The sequence below is a fragment of the Vibrio sp. 1F263 genome (assembly GCF_041439035.1).
Classification (GTDB): Bacteria; Pseudomonadota; Gammaproteobacteria; order Enterobacterales; family Vibrionaceae; genus Vibrio; species Vibrio tasmaniensis_A.
This window is the reverse complement of sequence record NZ_JBGONI010000014.1, coordinates 1-19,602: the sequence shown is the minus strand read 5'-3', so window position 1 is coordinate 19,602 and position 19,602 is coordinate 1. Positions and strand designations below refer to the sequence as shown.

Annotated in this window: 7 protein-coding genes and 1 tRNA gene; 5 read left to right on the top strand and 3 right to left on the bottom strand. The window is 45.9% G+C overall.

Annotated elements, in window-relative coordinates:
• Positions 1-49: 49 nt before the first annotated feature.
• Positions 50-10,915, bottom strand: a complete 10,866-nt coding sequence (locus tag ACED25_RS11185) for a VCBS domain-containing protein (protein ID WP_371695273.1) — start codon at positions 10,913-10,915, stop codon at positions 50-52.
• A gap of 233 nt (positions 10,916-11,148) precedes the next feature.
• On the opposite strand from ACED25_RS11185, the gene ACED25_RS11180 reads away from it, so the two are divergent.
• The 5 genes from ACED25_RS11180 to ACED25_RS11160 all read left to right on the top strand — a co-directional run bounded on the left by ACED25_RS11180 (position 11,149) and on the right by ACED25_RS11160 (position 18,724).
• Positions 11,149-11,613 carry a hypothetical protein gene (locus ACED25_RS11180; RefSeq protein ID WP_102340620.1) on the top strand — a complete coding sequence of 155 codons (465 nt, stop codon included), beginning with the start codon at positions 11,149-11,151 and terminating at the stop codon, positions 11,611-11,613.
• 99 nt (positions 11,614-11,712) lie between these two features.
• Positions 11,713-13,155, top strand: coding sequence for a TolC family protein (locus ACED25_RS11175; RefSeq protein WP_102340621.1), 1,443 nt, complete (start codon positions 11,713-11,715; stop codon positions 13,153-13,155).
• 11 nt (positions 13,156-13,166) lie between these two features.
• Positions 13,167-14,906 (top strand): efflux RND transporter periplasmic adaptor subunit, encoded by a 1,740-nt coding sequence (locus tag ACED25_RS11170; protein WP_102340622.1) that lies wholly within the window; start codon positions 13,167-13,169, stop codon positions 14,904-14,906.
• Positions 14,903-18,046 carry an efflux RND transporter permease subunit gene (locus ACED25_RS11165; protein WP_371695272.1) on the top strand — a complete coding sequence of 1,048 codons (3,144 nt, stop codon included), beginning with the start codon at positions 14,903-14,905 and terminating at the stop codon, positions 18,044-18,046. Before ACED25_RS11170 ends, ACED25_RS11165 begins: the two co-directional genes overlap by 4 nt.
• A gap of 102 nt (positions 18,047-18,148) precedes the next feature.
• Positions 18,149-18,724, top strand: coding sequence for a cupredoxin family protein (locus ACED25_RS11160; RefSeq protein ID WP_371695271.1), 576 nt, complete (start codon positions 18,149-18,151; stop codon positions 18,722-18,724).
• A gap of 127 nt (positions 18,725-18,851) precedes the next feature.
• Here ACED25_RS11160 and ACED25_RS11155 read toward each other — a convergent pair whose 3' ends face one another.
• On the bottom strand, positions 18,852-19,109 hold the full coding sequence (locus ACED25_RS11155; RefSeq protein WP_016788617.1) for a hypothetical protein: 258 nt from the start codon (positions 19,107-19,109) through the stop codon (positions 18,852-18,854).
• 316 nt (positions 19,110-19,425) lie between these two features.
• Positions 19,426-19,500: transfer RNA gene (locus tag ACED25_RS11150), tRNA-Gly, on the bottom strand.
• Between the last annotated feature and the right edge of the window lie 102 nt (positions 19,501-19,602).

The following is a 19,602-nucleotide window of genomic DNA, read 5'->3' as shown; positions in this document are numbered from 1 at the left end:
ACACTAAATAGTGTTCCTTTTTTGGTTTTAGTGATTGGCATTTTATGCGTTAACTATTTGGATCAATGTCCGGTAACCCATCGATATCGTTGTGGTGGTGGTGCTCATCATCTTGGTTATGGTTGATGTTTGCATCATGGTGTTCCAGCGCGTCTGACATATCCAAGTGCGCTTGGTCATGTGTTGCTGCATCTGGTTGGTCGACTTGTGCAAGTACGATATCCATATCCGCAGGTTGATCGTGAACCGTTGTCGATGTCGCATCGGGTTTAATGCCCAATGCATCCAGATAAGCGGCTGCACCATGGTGACTGCTTTTCTGATCGGGTTCTTGATGGGTCTGCTGGGTTAAATCTAGATTGCTATCATCGCTTAGTGTGACCGTAAAGTCGGCTTGCGAAGCCATGTCTGGCTCGTCATGTTGAACAGGAGGCGGTGGCGGTGGAGCAGGGTGCGATGTATGGACTAAAGGTGTGATCGTCATATCAACCACTTCAGTTCCAACTGTCAGCTTTCCACTATTTCCTGGCCCATGACTGAGTATCTGGATGTTCACATGGGCGACCACTTCATCTTGATTTGACCCTTGTAATGCTACTTCAAATTTATCTTCGTGTTGACCGATACCTGAAGCGCTGCCATGTGGGCCCGTATGAACCTGAGCTTGCTCTTGGTAATGTAAGTGGCCGGTTTGAGGGTCAATGGTTAATGTTCCATATTGCCCATGGTGGCTGGTGACATATTGTCCATTAGGTAAATGGATTCGCCAACCGCTTTGTGCTGTTGGTACCGGAGTTAACGATGGTAATAGTGGTGGCACCCCAAGTGTGCCAGACACTTGGTGGCTTCCCGATGGCGGTCTGACAATAATTGGTTCAGGAATAGCGCTTGCAGCAAAACCTTGGCTACCTGCGGTATTACCGTGTTCGTCAGTCATTGTTGCTTGTACATTAGAACCCGGATGAACTTCAATTTGTATTCCGTGCTGTAGAGTATGAGCATCTAATACATGATCCTGACCGTTAACGACAAGATGCTCACCGATTTTGGCATCACCAGGAGGCGTAACGGTTGCAGTGATCGTGTTTGCTTGTCCTCGGGCGATTTCAGCTTTGCTGTATAAGTTGTCTGCCCCTGCGTTTTCAAAGGTAATCGTAGGAACGCTAACCTGTGTATCGACTTGGTAAGTAACATCTGCAGTGGCATGAGCGCTATTACCTGCGGTATCTGTTACCGCTACTGATGCCTCTATTTTTTGGTCAGCATCGGCAATGAGTTCACTGCCAGGTACGGCAATTGAATAGTGTCCTTTTGCATCGACCACGCCAGTATGCTGTGTCCCATTTACATCTAAAGTCACAATGTCGCCTGCATTATAATCGCCAGAAACGGATCCGGTGATGTCAATGGAGCTGTTGGATTCTTGAGCATTTATCACATTGTCGGCGGTAATTGGGTCTGTTTGAATACCGACGTGTACTTGTGTATCTATATGGACGGAAAGAAGCGAAGAGGTAGCCGGTAGCACTGACGAAGGAGCCAATGCTTTGGCGGATAGATTATGATCGCCATCGGTTAAGCTATCGACCACTACGCTATATTGACCTGAAGCATTAGATACCGCATGTCCAATAGGTTTTGAACCATCGTATATCGTCACTTGAGAATATGGAATATCGGTGTGTCCGTTAATCGTTGGGGTAGTGTCGTTGGTCAGGTTGTCAGTTTGCGATGAACCTGAATCGCTTGTTGACGCGAGATCCAGAGTAACGGTGTTCGTTGGCGCGACGTTAGTGCCTGAAGGCAAGGTTGGTTGCGTCGCAGTTACCACAGGTTGGTGCGGAACAGTCGTCGAGGTGACTAAGCTACCCGTTGGTGACATGGTGACATGTCCCGAGGCATCAAAGGTGATGAATTTCGAATCTTCCGTATGGCCGTCACTGACTTTTACTTCGAATACATCGACACCATGATAGGAGTTGGTGGCAGAGTTATAACTCATTCCTGTGATAGACGTATTTGGTGTGTAGACGTAGTCACCAGTATTTGGATCTACCGACAATGAACCGAATTGCCCTGTTGAGCTGACGACAGAGAACATATGAGTGTCATTAACGTCTACATCTGTCTCTGTTAATGTACCTGCTGTTGATGATGTTTGGTTAACGCCGAGAATCGGTGCGTCATTGGTTCCGGTAATGGTAACCACGATATCATGGTGCGTGCCATCTGCAGATTGAACCGTGATGGTTTCAGTGTCTGTCTGACCTTCGCCAAGCTGTTGAACGATTGGGTGTTTGTTGTAAAGGTCGTAAGTCCAGTGACCATTACTATCAATGTGTGCATGCCCATAACCTTTACTTCCTACTATCCCAGCACCACCTTGAACGGCAATAAAGCCTGTAGTTCCATCTGGATCGCTAGATGTCAACGTACCTGACGCTTGAAGTGTCATGTCTTCTTGAGCTACCCCTGTGGAATCGCCTCCGAATGTTGCTGGGTCGGCGGCATTAGCAATGTTAATGAATATTGACCCTTCTTTTGAATCAGCTTGGCCATCGTTTGCGGTAAATTGCACCGCACCCAGCCCGCTGACACCAGAACTAAAATAGTTGTGAGTTGGGGTGAAGATGAGTGATGAAACGTCGGAGGCGCTGACGTCATCACCAACATTCACTGTGGCGCCATTCAGCGATAACACGCCATGGGCGACATTGGTAATCGTGATGTGGTTTAACGCATCTCCATCAATATCAGAATATTTAAAGTCTGCGGTGGTGAACGCATGAGGCTTATCTTCTAAAGAACTAATAAAACTCGATCCAACGATAGGTGCATCATTGACTGCATTGACATCCACTACCATCGTTGCGCTTGCCGAATTTTTATGGCCATCATTCGCAGTAAATGTAAATTGCGCATAGTTGGCGCCGTTTTCATTATTGCTCGGCGTGAAAGTTAAATGGCCTGCGTCTAAGTCAGCCTTGCTGATTTGCTGGTTGGCGGTTACGGCGTTACCGTTTAAAAGTAATAATCCATGACTCGGTAAGCTGCTAATAGTCACGAACTGTAACGCATCGCCATCTTGATCACTGTAACCAAATTCACTGGTCGTAATGGTTCTGGTGATGTCTTCATTTGTAGAAACGGTTTGCCCTGTCACCGTTGGCGCATGTTGTAGAGGAGGGGTGACTTCAATAGAGAGAGAGTTTTGAGAAGAGTCTCCTATTGGGTTACCGCCATCATCGCCGACGCGATAAACCATACTTGGCACTTTACCTGTAAAGCCAGCTTCCGGGGTGAAGGTATAATGACCATTCGCTTCGATCGCGAGTGTACCGATACCGGCCATAGTATGTGGTTGCCCCGGCCTTACCGCGACATAACCTGACACCGGGTCTTTTATTTGAATATCTTGCAACACCAGATGTGCGTTGGAATCGGTGTCTGTTGCTGCACCACTCAATCCTTGATCCGTCCCAGAGCCAGTAAGTAGATTCCCTTCAACTGGACCACTATGTTGAACACCAGAATCACTGAGGCTGTGTAGAACAGGATCATCGGTGGTCCCATTAATCGTGACGGTTATTGAATGCTTGGTACCGTCTTTTGATGTGACTTCAATGCTATCTGTGAGTGTTTGTCCATTGTCTAAGTCTTGAATCTGCGTACTCTTGTTGTCTGCTTTATAAACCCATGTCCCAGTACTAGTGATGTCGAAATGACCATAGGTTCCATCCAGAGATATTTTCGGTTGCCCCTTAAGATCTAATGCAGCTTCGCCATGACCATCAGCGTCAGATACAATCAGGTGCCCATGGCAAGAAAGGGCATCTGGAATAGTTGCTGACCCCGTGATATGCGCGTTGTGGTGAATGTTTGTATCTTCTTTTATGCTGCTGGAGTCACCGGCAAATGTGGCGGCATCATTAACTGCTGCAAGGGTTGTGATTGCTCCTGTATGAGTCGTTCCGCCATGCGCATCTGTGACGTCATAGCTAAAATGAACTTGGCCGTTATAGTCTTTGGTTGGAGTAAAAGTGTAGGTGCCGTCTTTGTTATCGACTACAGAGCCGTGATCGACTAACAGATTCTCAATGGAAAGCTTACCTGCGTCATTGGCATCCACGTCGACAGTATTGGCTAATAAATCAGCTTTGGTGAAAGTAAGAGCTGTATCTTCTGTGCCTGTGGAAAGTGTTACTTCAGAACTGATATAAGGTCTATCATTATCACCATGAATGGTAATGACTATGTCTTGCGCAGTACCATCTTTAGAATAAATGGTAATCGTATCTGTTAATTCTTGCCCATCGCCTAATTGATCGATCTTTGTGGCTACGTTTTGTTGGTTACTACCAACGGTAACCTTATAATGCCAATTACCATCGGCATTTAGTATTAATTGACCATAAGTGCCATGGTAGGAGTAGCCTATGCCTTTTGTATCAAATTGTGCTTCGCCAGTGTCTGGGTCAATAATCTCTAACTTGCCATCAGTATATAAAGGGTCATTGGTTAATTTAGCCATCCCAAGCTGTGCGTAGTTTGGTGACCGATCATGATAGGTACCATGCCCTTCATCGACATCGCCCGTTGTCGTTCCAGTGATTACTGCTGTGTCACCAACTGCATCAATATGAAGAGTGTTAGTAGCCTCTTGTGAGTCATCATGCCCATCGTTAACAGTATATTTAAACTGAACATCGCCATTAAAATCTTGCGCAGGAACGAACTGAAGTTTACTGATGTCAGCTGTAGGGATGTGTTGCCCCGCTGTAACATCGTGTCCATCAAGCACAAATTTACCTTGTGTTGCTGGTGGTAGATCTGTGATTGCAACTGAATGTAGCGTATCGCCACTATCAACATCCGTAAATCCAAACTGACTCGCTTGCATTTGATAATGCGTGTCTTCAGTGCCGTTACTTAGCGCAACTTGGGTAACGGTTGGCGCATCATTGGTGCCTACAACGTCTATGTGCAACTCGTATGCCGTTCCATCATAACTATGAACACGGTAGATAACGGTTTCAGTTTGCCCTTGAGCAAGGTGTTGCAAATTGGCATTATTAACGCTGTACCCCCAATTGCCCATGCTATCAATACGTAACATGCCACCAAACGGATCGTGAACTGCTGATTCACCAAACTGGCTGTATTGGAATTTATTCTCCCCGCTATCTGGATCCACAACTTGTAGTCTTCCATTCGCGAGCTCAGTTGTAACCCCTGCATTGTGGCTGCTGTGTGAACCATCTTCAGTGACGTGGTCAGTTGTTACTTCTGAAATGATGGCGCCGTCTGGGGTAGCGGTGAGTGTGGTAGACGCCCCTGTATGAGTCGTTCCGCCATGCGCATCTGTCACATCATAGCTAAAATGAACTTGGCCGTTATAGTCTTTGGTTGGAGTAAAAGTGTAGGTGCCGTCTTTGTTATCGACTACAGAGCCGTGATCGACTAACAGATTCTCAATGGAAAGCTTACCTGCGTCATTGGCATCCACGTCTATAGTGTTTGCTAAGAGTTCGGTGGCCGTGATGGTTTGCGCGAGGTCTTCTTTACCGCTGTTGAGCTGCACTTCTGAAGAGCAGTATGGACGGTCGTTGTCGCCATGAATGGTGATAACAATATCATGAGTGGTACCGTCTTTACTTTGTATCGTTATCGTATCAGTGAGAGTCTCATTTGCACCAAGTTGATCAATCGTCGATCCTACATTTGTTGTTAATCCACCATTTACATCAGCAGTGCCGGTCGCAACACCATAAAACCATTTACCATCTGTATTAAGAATCAAATGGCCATAATTTCCATGATAGGTATAACCAATACCTTTAGAATCAAAACTATTCTCGCCGGTATCTGGATCGATGATTGTTAGTTGCCCCTCAACATGAATCATACTATTAGTTAAATGCGCCATACCTGACTGGGCAAAGTCTGGCGACATATCAGGGTTTCTGTTTTCATAAACATCGCCAGTATCCACACCTGATATAACGGCTTTATCTCCCACCGCATCAATATGAAATGTGTTGGTAGCCTCTTGTGAGTCAACATGCCCATCGTTAACAGTATATTTAAACTGAACATCGCCATTAAAATCTTGCGCAGGAACGAACTGAAGCTTACTGATGTCAGCTGTAGGGATGTGTTGCCCCGCTGTAACATCGTGTCCATCAAGCACAAACTTACCTTGTGTTGCTGGTGGTAGATCTGTGATTGCTATGGAATGTAGCGTATCGCCTGTGTCGATATCACTGAATCCAAACTGACTAGATTGCATTTGGTAATGTGTATCTTCAGTGCCATGTGCAAGTGTCGTCGCAGTTATGGTCGGTTGATCATTGGTGCCTGTCACCGTTATTGTTATATCGTGAGCAGTGTGGTCTGCAGAATAAACACGATATACAACTTTTTCTACCTCACCTTCAGCTAATGATTGCAAGCGACTATTGGCGACTTCATATCCCCAAGCGCCACTTGGTGTAATGCGTAAAAAACCACCAAAGGGATCGTGAATCGCCTGTTCTCCTAATAACAGATTGACCTGAAAATGGTCTTGCCCTGCATCAGGATCTGTCACACTCAGCAAACCCGATGCAACGACAGGCTGTAATGAACTGTGACCCACATTATGATCTTCAATAATCGTTCCGGTATCACTACCGCTTATAACCGCTTTATCAGCAACTGCACTTAAACTGCTGGTAGCTCCAGTATGAGTGACACCGCCATGTGCATCTTTGACATCATAGGTGAAATGAACTTTACCGTTATAGTCTTTTTCTGGTGTGAAAGTGTATGTACCATTTTGGTTATCTAAAATCGAGCCGTGATCTGGATGAAGGTTTGCTACTGTAAGCAGTCCAGAGTCATTTTTATCGACATCTATTGAATTTTGTAACAGTTGTGCAGCTGTAATGGTTTGTCTCGTATCTTCAGTACCTGCGTTGAGTTGTACTTCTGAAGAGCAATAAGGCCTGTCGTTACTACCATTGATAGTGATGACTATATTATGTGGTGTTCCATCTTTTGTGTGAACGGTGATAGTGTCTGTGAGTGTTTCACCCTCACCTAACTTATCGATAGCGGAGCCTCTGGTCGTGGGCCTTCCACCAATGTGACTGAGACTTCCAGCATCGGCAAAGTAATTCCAATCTCCATTGGGATTTAAAATTAAGTCACCATATGTACCGTGATAGTTATACCCCACATTATCAGCAAAGCCAGACTGACCAGAGTCAGGATCAACCACAGATAAATGTCCATTAGCGTTCAGAGTACTAACTCGAAGTGTCGCCATACCTGGTTGAGCATGATCTGGTGACATATTATCTCCAGCCGCTTTCTCAGTGACACTTGCAGTATCTACTCCACCGACCACAGCATTATCATTAGTGCCGTTCACCGTAATGGTGACTTGATGAGGTGTGCCATCGGCTGAATGAACGGTAATGGTATCAGTAGCGGTTGCGCCATTACCTAACGCTTGAACTGCTGGGTTAGTGTTATCTAAGTCGTAGGTCCAAGCGCCATTATCTGTTAGATGTAATGTACCTAAGGAGCCTTGGATATCAGTATTAGCAAAGTGTGCTTCACCGCTATCGGTATCAGTAATGGTTAATGTGCCAGTAGTTTGTAGTTGTGTCTCTTCTGTTACTGCGCCAGCACTTGCACCGCCAATTACAGCCGTATCATTGGTGCCATTTACTGTGATAGTCACTTGATGTGGCGTGCCATCAGCAGAATGAACAGTGATGGTATCGGTAGCGGTTGCTCCTTTGCCTAGCGCTTGAACGTTAGGGTTTGTATTGTCAAGAGCGTACGTCCAAGAACCAGAATCTGTCAGGTGCAGCGTCCCCATGTTGCCTACGATATCTGTGTTGGAGAAGTGTGCTTCGCCGGTATCTACGTCAGTGACAGTCAACGTACCAGAGGTTTGAAGTTGAGATTCTTCAGTCACTGCACCAGAGTTTGTACCGCCAAAGATGGCCTTGTCATTAGTGCCATTAACCGTAATAGTAATTTGATGCGGCGTACCATCTGCTGAGTTGACAGTAATAGTATCAGTCGCTGTCGCGCCTTTACCTAAGGCTTGAACTTGTGGATTCGTATTATCTAAATCGTAAGTCCAAGTGCCGGTATCAGTTAAATGTAAAGTGCCTAATGTGCCTGCAATATCAGTGTTGGAGAAGTGTGCTTCACCAGTATCTACGTCAGTGACAGTCAGTGTACCTGACGTCTGAAGTTGAGATTCTTCAGTCACTGCACCAGAGTTTGTACCGCCAATGATGGCCTTGTCGTTAGTGCCATTAACCGTAATAGTAATTTGATGTGGTGTGCCGTCAGCAGAATGAACAGTAATGGTATCGGTAGCGGTTGTTCCTTTACCTAACGCTTGAACGGTTGGGTTGGTGTTATCTAAGTCGTAAGTCCATGTCCCCGAATTAGTGAGGTGTAAGGTGCCTAAAGTCCCAGCAATATCGGTATTGGAGAAGTGTGCTTGACCGGCATCAACATCAGTCACAGTCAGTGAGCCAGAGGTTTGAAGTTGAGATTCTTCGGTGACCGCGCCAGCACTTGTTCCGCTTATCACGGCTTTGTCATTGGTACCATTAATAGTAATTTTGATCGTCGACGGTGTGCCATCAATAGACGATACAGTGAAGGTCTCTTCGACCTTATCGCCGACATTCAATTGGTTAAACGCGCTGTTGGCGGTGAATGTCCAATGCCCATTAGCATCAATAGTCAGGTCGCCGTTGGTGCCAGTAAGCGAATCGGGTGTGAAAGTGTTATCTGGGTTATCCACGTCAGTACTGGTTAGTGTGCCTGAGGTGGTTACCGCTTTGTCGGTTTCATAGATGGCAACGGTCGCACTGCTGACAGTAGCTGCGTCATTAGTGCCATTTACTGTGATAGTCACTTGATGCGGCGTGCCATCAGCAGAATGAACGGTGATGGTATCAGTAGCTGTCGAGCCCTTACCTAATGCTTGAACGGTCGGGTTAGTGTTATCAAGATCGTACGTCCAAGAACCAGTATCGGTCAGATGAAGCGTACCAAACGAGCCTGCAATATCGGTACTTCCTGTGGATGAAGTAGCGAAGTGCGCTTCACCGGTATCCACATCCGTAACAGTCAGTATGCCCGAGGTCTGAAGTTGGGACTCTTCGGTTACCGCGCCGGCACTGGTTCCACTTATCACGGCTTTATCATTGGTGCCGTTAACGGTAATTGCAATTTGATGAGGAGTGCCGTCGGCGGAGTGGATGGTTATGATGTCTGTTGTCGCAGAGCCTTGACCAAGAGCCTGAACTTGTGGATTTTTATTATCTAGATCGTAGGTCCAATCGCCATTGTCTTTAAGGTGTAAAGTACCCAGTGTCCCCTTGAGGTCGGAATTAGAAAAATGCGCCTCTTTTGAGTCGATATCGGTGATGTTGAGTTGGCCTGAAACCGTTAGGTCTTTATCTTCAGTAACTTGGCTTGAGCCATTACTTGTCCCGATAGCGAAAAACGAACTTGGTGAATTTGCTGTACTACTCGTGATTACTGCATGGTCGTTGGTGCCATTGATCGTAACCATAACTTGATGCGCTGTACCATCAGCTGAGTGAACAGTGACGATGTCTGTCGCAGTTGAGCCTTGGCCAAGTCTTTGAACTACTGGGTTATTGTTGTCTAAACTGTATGTCCACGCACCGTCTTTGGTGATGCTTAGCGTACCGAAATTACTAGTCACTTGTGAGGCTTGAAAGTGGTCCTCTCCAAGATCAGAGTCCGTTACCGAAAGCTGCCCTTGAACTTGTGTCGTTAAATCTTCAGTTAACGTGCCAGCATCCACACCCGTAATTACTGCATTGTCGTCGTTCCCGCCAATCGTCATATCGATGGTTTGCGGTGTGCCATCTTTGGTGTGAATTGTGAAACTTTCATGCAGTGAAGTGGCTGCGGTTAAAGCTTGAACATTAGAGAGCGAGTTATCAACTTGATACTGCCAATGTCCATCAGCATCGATAGTTAATGAACCATATTTACCTGAGATAACTTCCGGTGTAACCGAACTTTCATTTTGGTCAGGGTCTATGACATCGATTTTGCCGTTCGCATGTAACAAGCCTTGTGAATCAATATTGTGATCTTCTGTTACGACACCTGTTAAGTCTCCAGAAATACTTGGCGTGTCTTGCTTACCTGTTACCGGTATCTGAACAATGATGCTCGAGCCATTAGATAGGTGTAACGCAAAATGGTCAGTACCTGGTTGGTGCTGATTCAACAGTATGTATTGAGGAGAATTTGGATTCAATACGAATGTGTATTGACCATTTGCATCAACATGAAGCTCTCCGTACGTACCTTTTATGACTTCTGGCATAAAGGTGACGGGTAAAGCGGGCGTCGTAGGCGCATTCGAATGAGTCGGCTGACCGTTACTTCCTGAGGAGATAGTCGGCATCGATACCGAAGGAATGTAATGGACTTGCGGGTGAGAAAGCGTCGATAAATGATGAGAAGGAACCAAGTGAGAGCTCGAACCATGGGCGGCATGACTTGCACTTAAGGTGGAGTTTACGTCGTTGTCACTCGTCTGAGCTTCTTGGAGAGCAACCGCTGATGAGTCCGCCTTGCTATGGTCATCGGTGACATCTTTTTCGGTCACGTTATTTGCGGTTACTTGATCTGCAGCGTCGCTGGAATTGTCTATACTCTCTGCAGCAGCGTGTTTAGCCAATGATGGCAAAATCATCATGAGTGACTGAAAAAGTGGGATATTCACTTTTAGATGTGAATGCAGTCTGCGCTTCTTTTTTTGTGTTGGTTTCTTTTGTTCTAGCTCGTTACTTTTCTTATTTTTGATTGCTGTATTTTTCTTGTTTGCTTCGACGTTTTTTTTGTTAGCCATTTTTATCATCCGTGAATCGTGGTTGCACTATCTTAAGTAAAATACACAGATAGAGGTTTCGCTAGCTAATTGGATAATTTTTAAAGAAAAAACTGCAAAGTCGAAGAATTATCTCATTTTGATGAAAGAGAGGATGAATACTTTTTCAACGGTCAGGCAAATATCGGCACAATGGCATTGACCTTACCCTAAGGGTAACGTTTATAGTTGCGGTGTAAATTCAAAGGTAAGCTATGACAAACACATTCCGAAAAACTTGGATTATTGTTTTCAGCATCATTGCGATGTTGATGTCTAGCTATGCCTCAAGCTCCTCAGCCATGATGACTGAAGTAATCATGATGGAAATGGGGTCGAGCAAGTCGGCTTGTTACCACAGCGATACTTCGGTTAATGATTCAATGGCGGGGTGTCATGTGATGAGTGAAGAAGTACACGCTGAAGACTCTAACATGAGTGCCCATGCTTTGATGGCTCAATTCGATATGTCTTCAATGAGCGAAGAAGGCAGCTCGATGATGGGTAACCATTGTTCGAGTGCCGATTGCTGTGCCTCAATGTGTTCTGCAAGTCCCTATCCAATTCAGGCTGTTCAAGCCGTTGATCAACTTTCCTTTTCATTAGCTCGTTTTCAATCGATCACGATTGGCCAGAAAGTCGCACGCGCTCAATCTTTGCTACGCCCACCTTCCGCATAAATCTATATCTAAAAATACAGCTCTATCAGTTAGATAAACCTGATAAGCCATTCTTTTTTATGCGCTAATTAGCGCTAGATATGGACATTCATTGTGAATATGAAACCAACAACCTCTGTGTTTGTCATGAACACGAGCTTAGTGGTTGCTGCTGCCTTGCCTATGGCCTTGTTTTCAAGTGCTACGCTCGCGGCTACCACGGCGTCAGCTTCAAATGCTCAACACATTTCAGCACATGACCAAGCAAGCTCGACGCAGCAACTCAATACACTGATTGAGATTGCTTTAAGCGAAGATGGAAATCGCAAACAGTACTTTGCTCAGTCTCAAGCGATGCGAGAAACGGGCATTGCCAGCGCGACCTTAATGGACCCGAAATTGAAAGTTGGATTTGGCGGTTTGCCTGTCGATAGCTTTCAATTTGACGAAGACCCGATGACCAATATATCGGTAGGGCTGATGCAACAGTTTGAGCGTGGCGATACGCTTAACCTTCAACAGAAAAAGGCAGGCCAACAGGCAGATGCTTTAGCTTTGCAGATGCAAGCAAGAGAATTGACGGTTGCGAATAGCATGACGCAGCTTTGGCTTGAGTTAGGTTATCAGCAAAAGGCTGAGTCGGTGATTCGTCAAAACCGTCGTTTGTTGGTTGAGCTTGAAAACTATGTACAAACCAATTACTCGATTGGTAAAAGTGAAGCGCAAGATCTGCTTAACGCTCAGCTTCAAGTGAGTAAGCTTGATGAGAAACTTCAGACAAACCAGGAGGTTCAGCGCCGCTTAATCTCTCAGCTTTCTGAATGGTTGGGATCTGATTGGTTAGGCTCTCAGGTTCTTGATTCTCAGAGCACACTGAATGCAACTAACCAAATTGATTGGTCATTGTTGGAAAGCAAATTAGCGACCAATATCGATTCAACCAAGCACTATCAGCTACTGACTGACCATCCTTTGGTTAAGATCTCCGATGTCAGTATTTCCTCCAATCAAACTCAGGTTGAGTTAGCCGAGCAAGCTTATACCCCGCAGTTTGGGGTGGAAGTGATGTATGCACACCGTCAAGCCAATAACATGGCGGGTGAACCAGCTTCTGATCTGGTAAGTGCTTATCTGACTGTCGACATCCCGCTGTTTACAGGGAACCGACAAGATAAAAACTTATCGGCTGCTCAGTATCAAGTTGGTGCGGCCAAATCTCAAAAAGACACCTTACTTTCCCAAATGAACGCGCAAGTGAATGCGTTATTGGTGGATAAGGCGAACCTCACCCAGCGTTTAGAACGCTATCAAACGTCCTTGCTTCCTCAAACCGCAGCCCGAATCAGCGCGGTTGAGAGGGGCTATCAAAACAATACCGCCCAGTTTAACGATGTCATTTCAGCAACGACCGATGAGCTGGCGCTTAAGTTAGAGAAACAACGTTTGATCACAGATCTCAACATCGTTAACAGCAAACTGGCGGCGTTAGTCAGTGGCTTTGAATACCAAGTAAACCAACCACAACTCAATTCAAGCGCAACTAAACACACAGCCAATCAATAAGGGAATAGACAATGAGTTCAGTAAAAGTAGCAACAATCGCTTTATTGGTCGGTGGTGCATTGGGTTTTGGTGTGAACCATTTTCTAATTAATCCAGCACACGACATGTCAGCAATGGCAACGAGTACAGACGCCGAAGTAAGTAAACAAACCAAGGATGAACCTCTGTATTGGGTGGCTCCGATGGACCCAAATTATCAGCGAGACAAGCCGGGTCAGTCACCTATGGGGATGGATTTAATCCCTGTTTACGCGGATGACTCAAGTGGTGTTAAAGATGAGCCCGGTACCGTGTTCATTGATTCGTCGGTAGAAAATAATCTGGGTGTCAAAACAGCGAAAGTTAAGTTCGAAGCGCTATCTCCTCGGATTGAAACCGTGGGTTATGTGGCGTTCGATGAAAGTACATTGTGGCAAACCAACGTAAGAGCAGCTGGTTGGGTTGAGAAGCTCTACATCAACGCAGTGGGTGAGAAGGTAAACAAAGGTGATGTGCTTTTCACACTCTATTCTCCAGAGCTTGTTAAAGCACAAGAAGAGTTGATCAGTGCTTATAAAACGGGTCGTAAAGGTTTGATCAAGGGCTCGACTGAACGCTTAATTACCTTGGGTGTTGATAAGACTCAAATCCGCTCTATTACGCGCAAAGGCAAAGCCTCACAAACCATTGAAGTCAAAGCGCCAGCCGATGGTGTCATCGCAAGTCTGAATATCCGAGAAGGTGGTTACCTTTCACCTGCACAAGCGGTGATCAGTGCAGGCCCATTAGGCGAAGTATGGGTTGATGCTGAGGTGTTTGAGCGTCAAGCGCACTGGATCTCGTCAGGCAGCAATGCAGTGATGACGCTAGATGCCATTCCTGGCAAAGAGTGGTTGGGTAATGTCGATTACGTTTACCCAATCCTTGACCCAAAAACTCGAACTTTGCGCGTTCGTTTGAAGTTCTCCAATCCAAATGGCGAGCTTAAGCCAAATATGTTTGCCAATATTGCGCTGAAACCCATCAGTGATGAAGCGGTTCTTACTATCCCAAGATCTTCGGTGATTCACTCCGGTGGTATGACTCGAGTGGTGATGTCAGAAGGTTCTGGCAAGTATCGTTCTGCTCGTATTGAGGTTGGTCGTGAAGCTGGCGAAAAAATAGAGGTGCTTCAAGGGCTAGAGCAAGGTGAGAACATTGTCACTTCTGCGCACTTCATGTTGGATTCTGAATCGAGCCAATCTGCTGATCTGTCACGCATCAATGGTGTTGAGGAAGAAGCTGAAACCGTATGGGCAAACGGTGAAATTTCCGATGTTATGCAAGGCAGTCGCATGGTGACGATTAACCATCAGCCTGTTCCTGAATGGGATTGGCCGGGCATGGTGATGAATTTCACCTTTGCGGAAGGCTTGGACATGAGTGACGTGCAACGTGGTAAGGCGATTGATTTTGAGATGAGAAAGACAGAGTCAGGGCAGTACGAGGTTGTTGATTACAAGGTCAACAAACACAAGATCGCAGGCGAAGTTTGGGTAACGGGTGACATCACTATGTTGATGGCTGATTTTGGCATGATCACTGTAAAACATCAGCCAGTCCCAGAGTGGAATTGGAAAGCGGGTGAAATGAATTTCCAAGCCAGTGATGACCTTGATTTATCTGAGTTTTCCGAGGGTCAAACCATTCGGTTTCTAGTGGCGAAGCAAGGTTCTGATTATGTGCTCAAATCTCTCGAACCGACGAATAGCACGGGTGAGGGCGAACTATGATTAATGCAATCATTCGCTGGTCTATTAGCAACCGCTTCTTAGTGCTGGTTGCTACTGTAGCCATCGTATTTGGCGGCTTATACAGCGTTAAAAATACACCGGTCGATGCCATTCCTGATCTGTCAGATGTTCAGGTGATTATCAAAACCAGTTATCCGGGGCAAGCGCCACAAGTGGTTGAGGATCAGGTGACTTATCCATTGACCACCGCCATGTTAGCTGTACCAGGAGCTGAAACAGTTCGTGGTTACTCGTTCTTTGGTGATTCCTATGTCTATATTATCTTCAATGACGATACCGATATGTACTGGGCGCGTTCACGAGTGTTGGAGTACCTAAGCCAAGTTGCACCTAACTTGCCTTCGAGTGCTAAGCCAACACTAGGGCCAGATGCAACCGGTGTGGGCTGGGTTTACAGCTACGTGTTGCAAGATAAAACCGGTCAGCACGACTTAGCGGAACTTCGTAGTTTGCAAGATTGGTTCTTGAAGTATGAATTGCAAACCGTAGAAGGCGTGTCTGAAGTGGCGACCGTTGGCGGCATGGTGAAGCAGTATCAAGTACAGATTGATCCGGCCAAGTTACGTGCATATGACCTAACGCTTCAGCAAGTCAACAAGGCAATTCAAGATGGTAATCAAGAAACCGGTGCATCTGTTGTTGAGATTGCGGAAGCCGAACATATGGTTCGTACCACCGGTTACCTGACAAGCATCGAAGACATTCAATCTCTGCCGCTAAAAGTGACTGACAAAGGTACTCCGTTGCTATTAGGTGACATAGCTGACATCAACCTTGGCCCGCAAATGCGTCGTGGTATCTCGGAACTCAATGGGGAGGGCGAGGCGGTTGGCGGCGTTATCGTGATGCGCTTTGGTGAAAATGCCAGTGAAGTGATCGATTCGGTGAAATCCAAACTCGCTGAACTGCAAACAGGCTTACCTGATGGTGTCGAGATTGTCGCGACTTACGACCGTTCGACTTTGATTGATTCAGCCGTTGAAAACCTTTGGAAGAAGCTGGCTGAAGAGTTCATCGTGGTCGCCGTCGTGTGTGCGCTGTTCTTGTTCCATATCCGCTCATCACTGGTTATCGCGCTAAGTTTGCCTGTCGGTATCTTAGGTGCGTTCATTGTTATGCATTGGCAGGGTATTAACGCCAACATCATGTCTCTCGGTGGTATCGCTATTGCGATAGGTGCCATGGTGGATGGTGCCATCGTGATGATCGAGAACGTTCATAAACACATTGAACGGACTCCGCTCACTGACAAAAACCGTTGGCAGGTGATTGGTAAGGCAGCAGAAGAAGTCGGCGCACCGCTGTTCTTCTCTCTGATTATCATTACCTTGAGCTTTGTGCCTGTGTTCGCGCTAGAAGGGCAAGAGGGCAAGATGTTCTCGCCACTTGCGTTTACCAAGACGTATGCGATGGCCGCAGCGGCGGGTTTGGCTATCACGCTTGTGCCTGTGCTAATGGGTTACTTCATTCGCGGTAACGTGTTGCCTGAACACAAAAACCCAGTCAACCGCAGCCTAGTGGCGATGTACAAACCGCTTCTGAACCTCAGCCTAAAATACCCAAAGGTGATGATTGTTATCGCACTTGGCTTAATGGCGTCTGCTTATTACCCAACCAGTAAGCTTGGTAGTGAGTTCATCCCTCCTTTGGACGAAGGGGATTTGATGTACATGCCAACCACGTATCCGGGCATCTCAATAGGTAAGGCTCGTGAGTTGTTGCAACAAACCAACAAGCTCATTAAAACCATTCCAGAAGTCGAAACCACATGGGGAAAAATTGGTCGAGCAGAGACAGCAACCGATCCTGCGCCACTGACTATGATTGAAACGGTTATTCAGCTTAAACCGCGAGAACAGTGGCGTGACGGTGTCACTACGGAGTCTCTGCGTAAAGAATTTGATGATCTGATTCAATTCCCCGGTTTGACCAACGCTTGGGTCATGCCAATCAAAACACGTATCGACATGTTGGCGACGGGTATTAAAACGCCAATTGGTATCAAAATCGCAGGCCCAGATCTGAGCGTGATTGAGGATATTGGCTCTCAACTTGAACCCATCCTCAATAGCGTGAGTGGTACTGCTTCTGTCTACGCTGAGCGTGTTGCGGGTGGTCGTTATGTGACGATAGACATCAAACGTCGTTCTGCTGCGCGATATGGCTTGAGCATTAAAGAAGTGCAACATGTTATTTCGACTGCGGTTGGTGGCGTGAACGTGGGCGAAACCGTTGAGGGGCTAGAGCGTTACCCAATCAATGTCCGTTACCCACAAAGCTATCGTGATTCTGTCGTTAAGCTGCAGAACCTGCCGTTAGTGACACCAAATGGAGCGCGAATTGCTTTGTCTGATGTCGCGGATATTCGCTATGAAGATGGGCCACCAATGATTAAGACGGAGAACGCGCGTCCTAATGGCTGGGTGTTCGTTGACATCGAAGGTCGCGACCTTGGTTCTTATGTGGCAGAGGCGCAAAAAGTCGTTACAGATCAAATCGTCTTGCCTGCCGGATATTCACTGGCATGGTCTGGTCAATACGAATACATGGAGCGCGCCAAAGAACGTTTAAGTGTCGTTGTGCCAATTACCATCGCCATCATCATGTTATTGCTCTACCTCAGCTTCCGCCGTGTCGGTGAGGTGATGATGATTATGCTGACATTGCCACTCGCGATGGTTGGTGGCCTATGGCTGATGCATGTCCTCAATTACAACTTCTCGATTGCGGTGGGTGTGGGCTTTATCGCCCTTGCCGGGGTAGCTGTTGAGATAGGCGTCATTATGTTGGTCTACCTAAATCAAGCATGGCACTACAAAAAATTGGATGCGGAGCAGAACCAGCAAGCACTTCAGAGTGAAGACTTAACGGATGCGATTCGTGAGGGTGCAGGACTGCGTGTTCGCCCAGTGATGATGACAGTACTTACGGTGATCATTGGCCTCATTCCAATTATGTATGGCGAGGGAACGGGCTCTGAAGTGATGCAGCGAATTGCCGCGCCGATGATAGGCGGAATGGCGTCGGCACTGTTGCTTACCCTACTGGTTTTGCCTGCAATCTTTAAGCTCTGGAAACAGCGTGAGATTACGCATAGCCAAAACGAGACAAACAAATAACGTATTGATTATTAGCCCTTACTTACCAATACAGAGTGGGTAAGGGCGTACCACATGAACATGTGAAACAAATAAATAACTGAATTAATCTAAGGAACGATCATGAAAAAGACACTTATTGCGATTGCACTGACGTTAACTACTGCAACGGCTTTTGCTGAAATGGACCATTCGAATATGGATCACTCGATGATGAAGAGTGGAGAGATGGAGCATTCAAAAATGGATCACAGCATGATGAAGGATGGAAAGATGGACCATTCGAAGATGATGAATATGGATGGAATGATGGACATGGAAGGTATGTCAGAAGTTGGGATGCCAGCTCAAGGCGCAAAACCGGATAAAGTGGTTCATGTCCTACTAAGTGATGATATGAAAATCACATTCAAAAATAAGGTCGATATTGAGCCAAATGATGTAGTGCAGTTTGTTGTGATGAACACGGGCAAGATTGACCACGAATTCTCGATTGGTTCTGCCTTAGAGCAGCTAGAGCACCGTGAAATGATGAAAAACATGGGTAATCACGCTCATGACTCGGGCAGCACAGTGACAGTTAAGCCGGGCAAAGCGAAACAGATGCTTTGGCATTTCCATGGTGATAATAACGTAGAGTTCGCGTGCAATATTCCTGGTCACGCTGAAGCGGGTATGGTGAAGTCGTTAACGCTTTAGACGTTAATTAATAGCGCTTTGTTGAATTAGATAATTCAATGGGGGCAAGAAAATTAAAGATAAGTCTTAACTTATACCTAAAGCGCTTTGCTGTGAGGGATTCGCTGAGGCTTATCTTTATTTATAGTCACTGTAGCAAGATAGAAGTTTCAAGCAGGTGGTGAGCTTCGCCACTGAGGTGTGGTAACTCTGACATGATCTTCTTAAGTTTGTCGTCGATCGATTCCACTTCATTCAAAGAACGAAACGCAAGTACGGCCTGTTCTGGTTCGCTGCTCACATAACCTTTCAACGTATTAAGCTGAATTTTGTTCGCATTTTCGACTTTTGACAGTGCGACATTGATTGCTTCGATGTTTATTGTTAACTCATTGCTTTTAAACATTTTTAATTATTTTTTGTTGTTGCTAATGCGCGCACATTACCACAACTGTTTTTTCGGATATTGACCAAGATTATTAAATTGGAACAATTTTGAAAATCGTTAAAAGCTAGACTGCAATATGTAATGGGAAAGGTTTAAGAAATTCGAAGCGATTTAAGGAGTTAATAGCGCTAGCTGCTTAATTAGCGTTGGTTGGTTAGACTTAACAAAATGGGTTTAAGCTATATGGATTAATGCTTATAGGTTTAACGAGCGGAGAAGTTTTTTGAATAGGGTATCGCTGGAAGAAAACACGTAACAAAACATAAGGAGGAATTGGAGCGTGCAGCGGGAATCGAACCCGCATCATCAGCTTGGAAGGCTGAGGTAATAGCCATTATACGATGCACGCACACTGTCTTAAGAGTAAGACTGAAACATCAAGAAGACTGGAGCGTACAGCGGGAATCGAACCCGCATCATCAGCTTGGAAGGCTGAGGTAATAGCCATTAT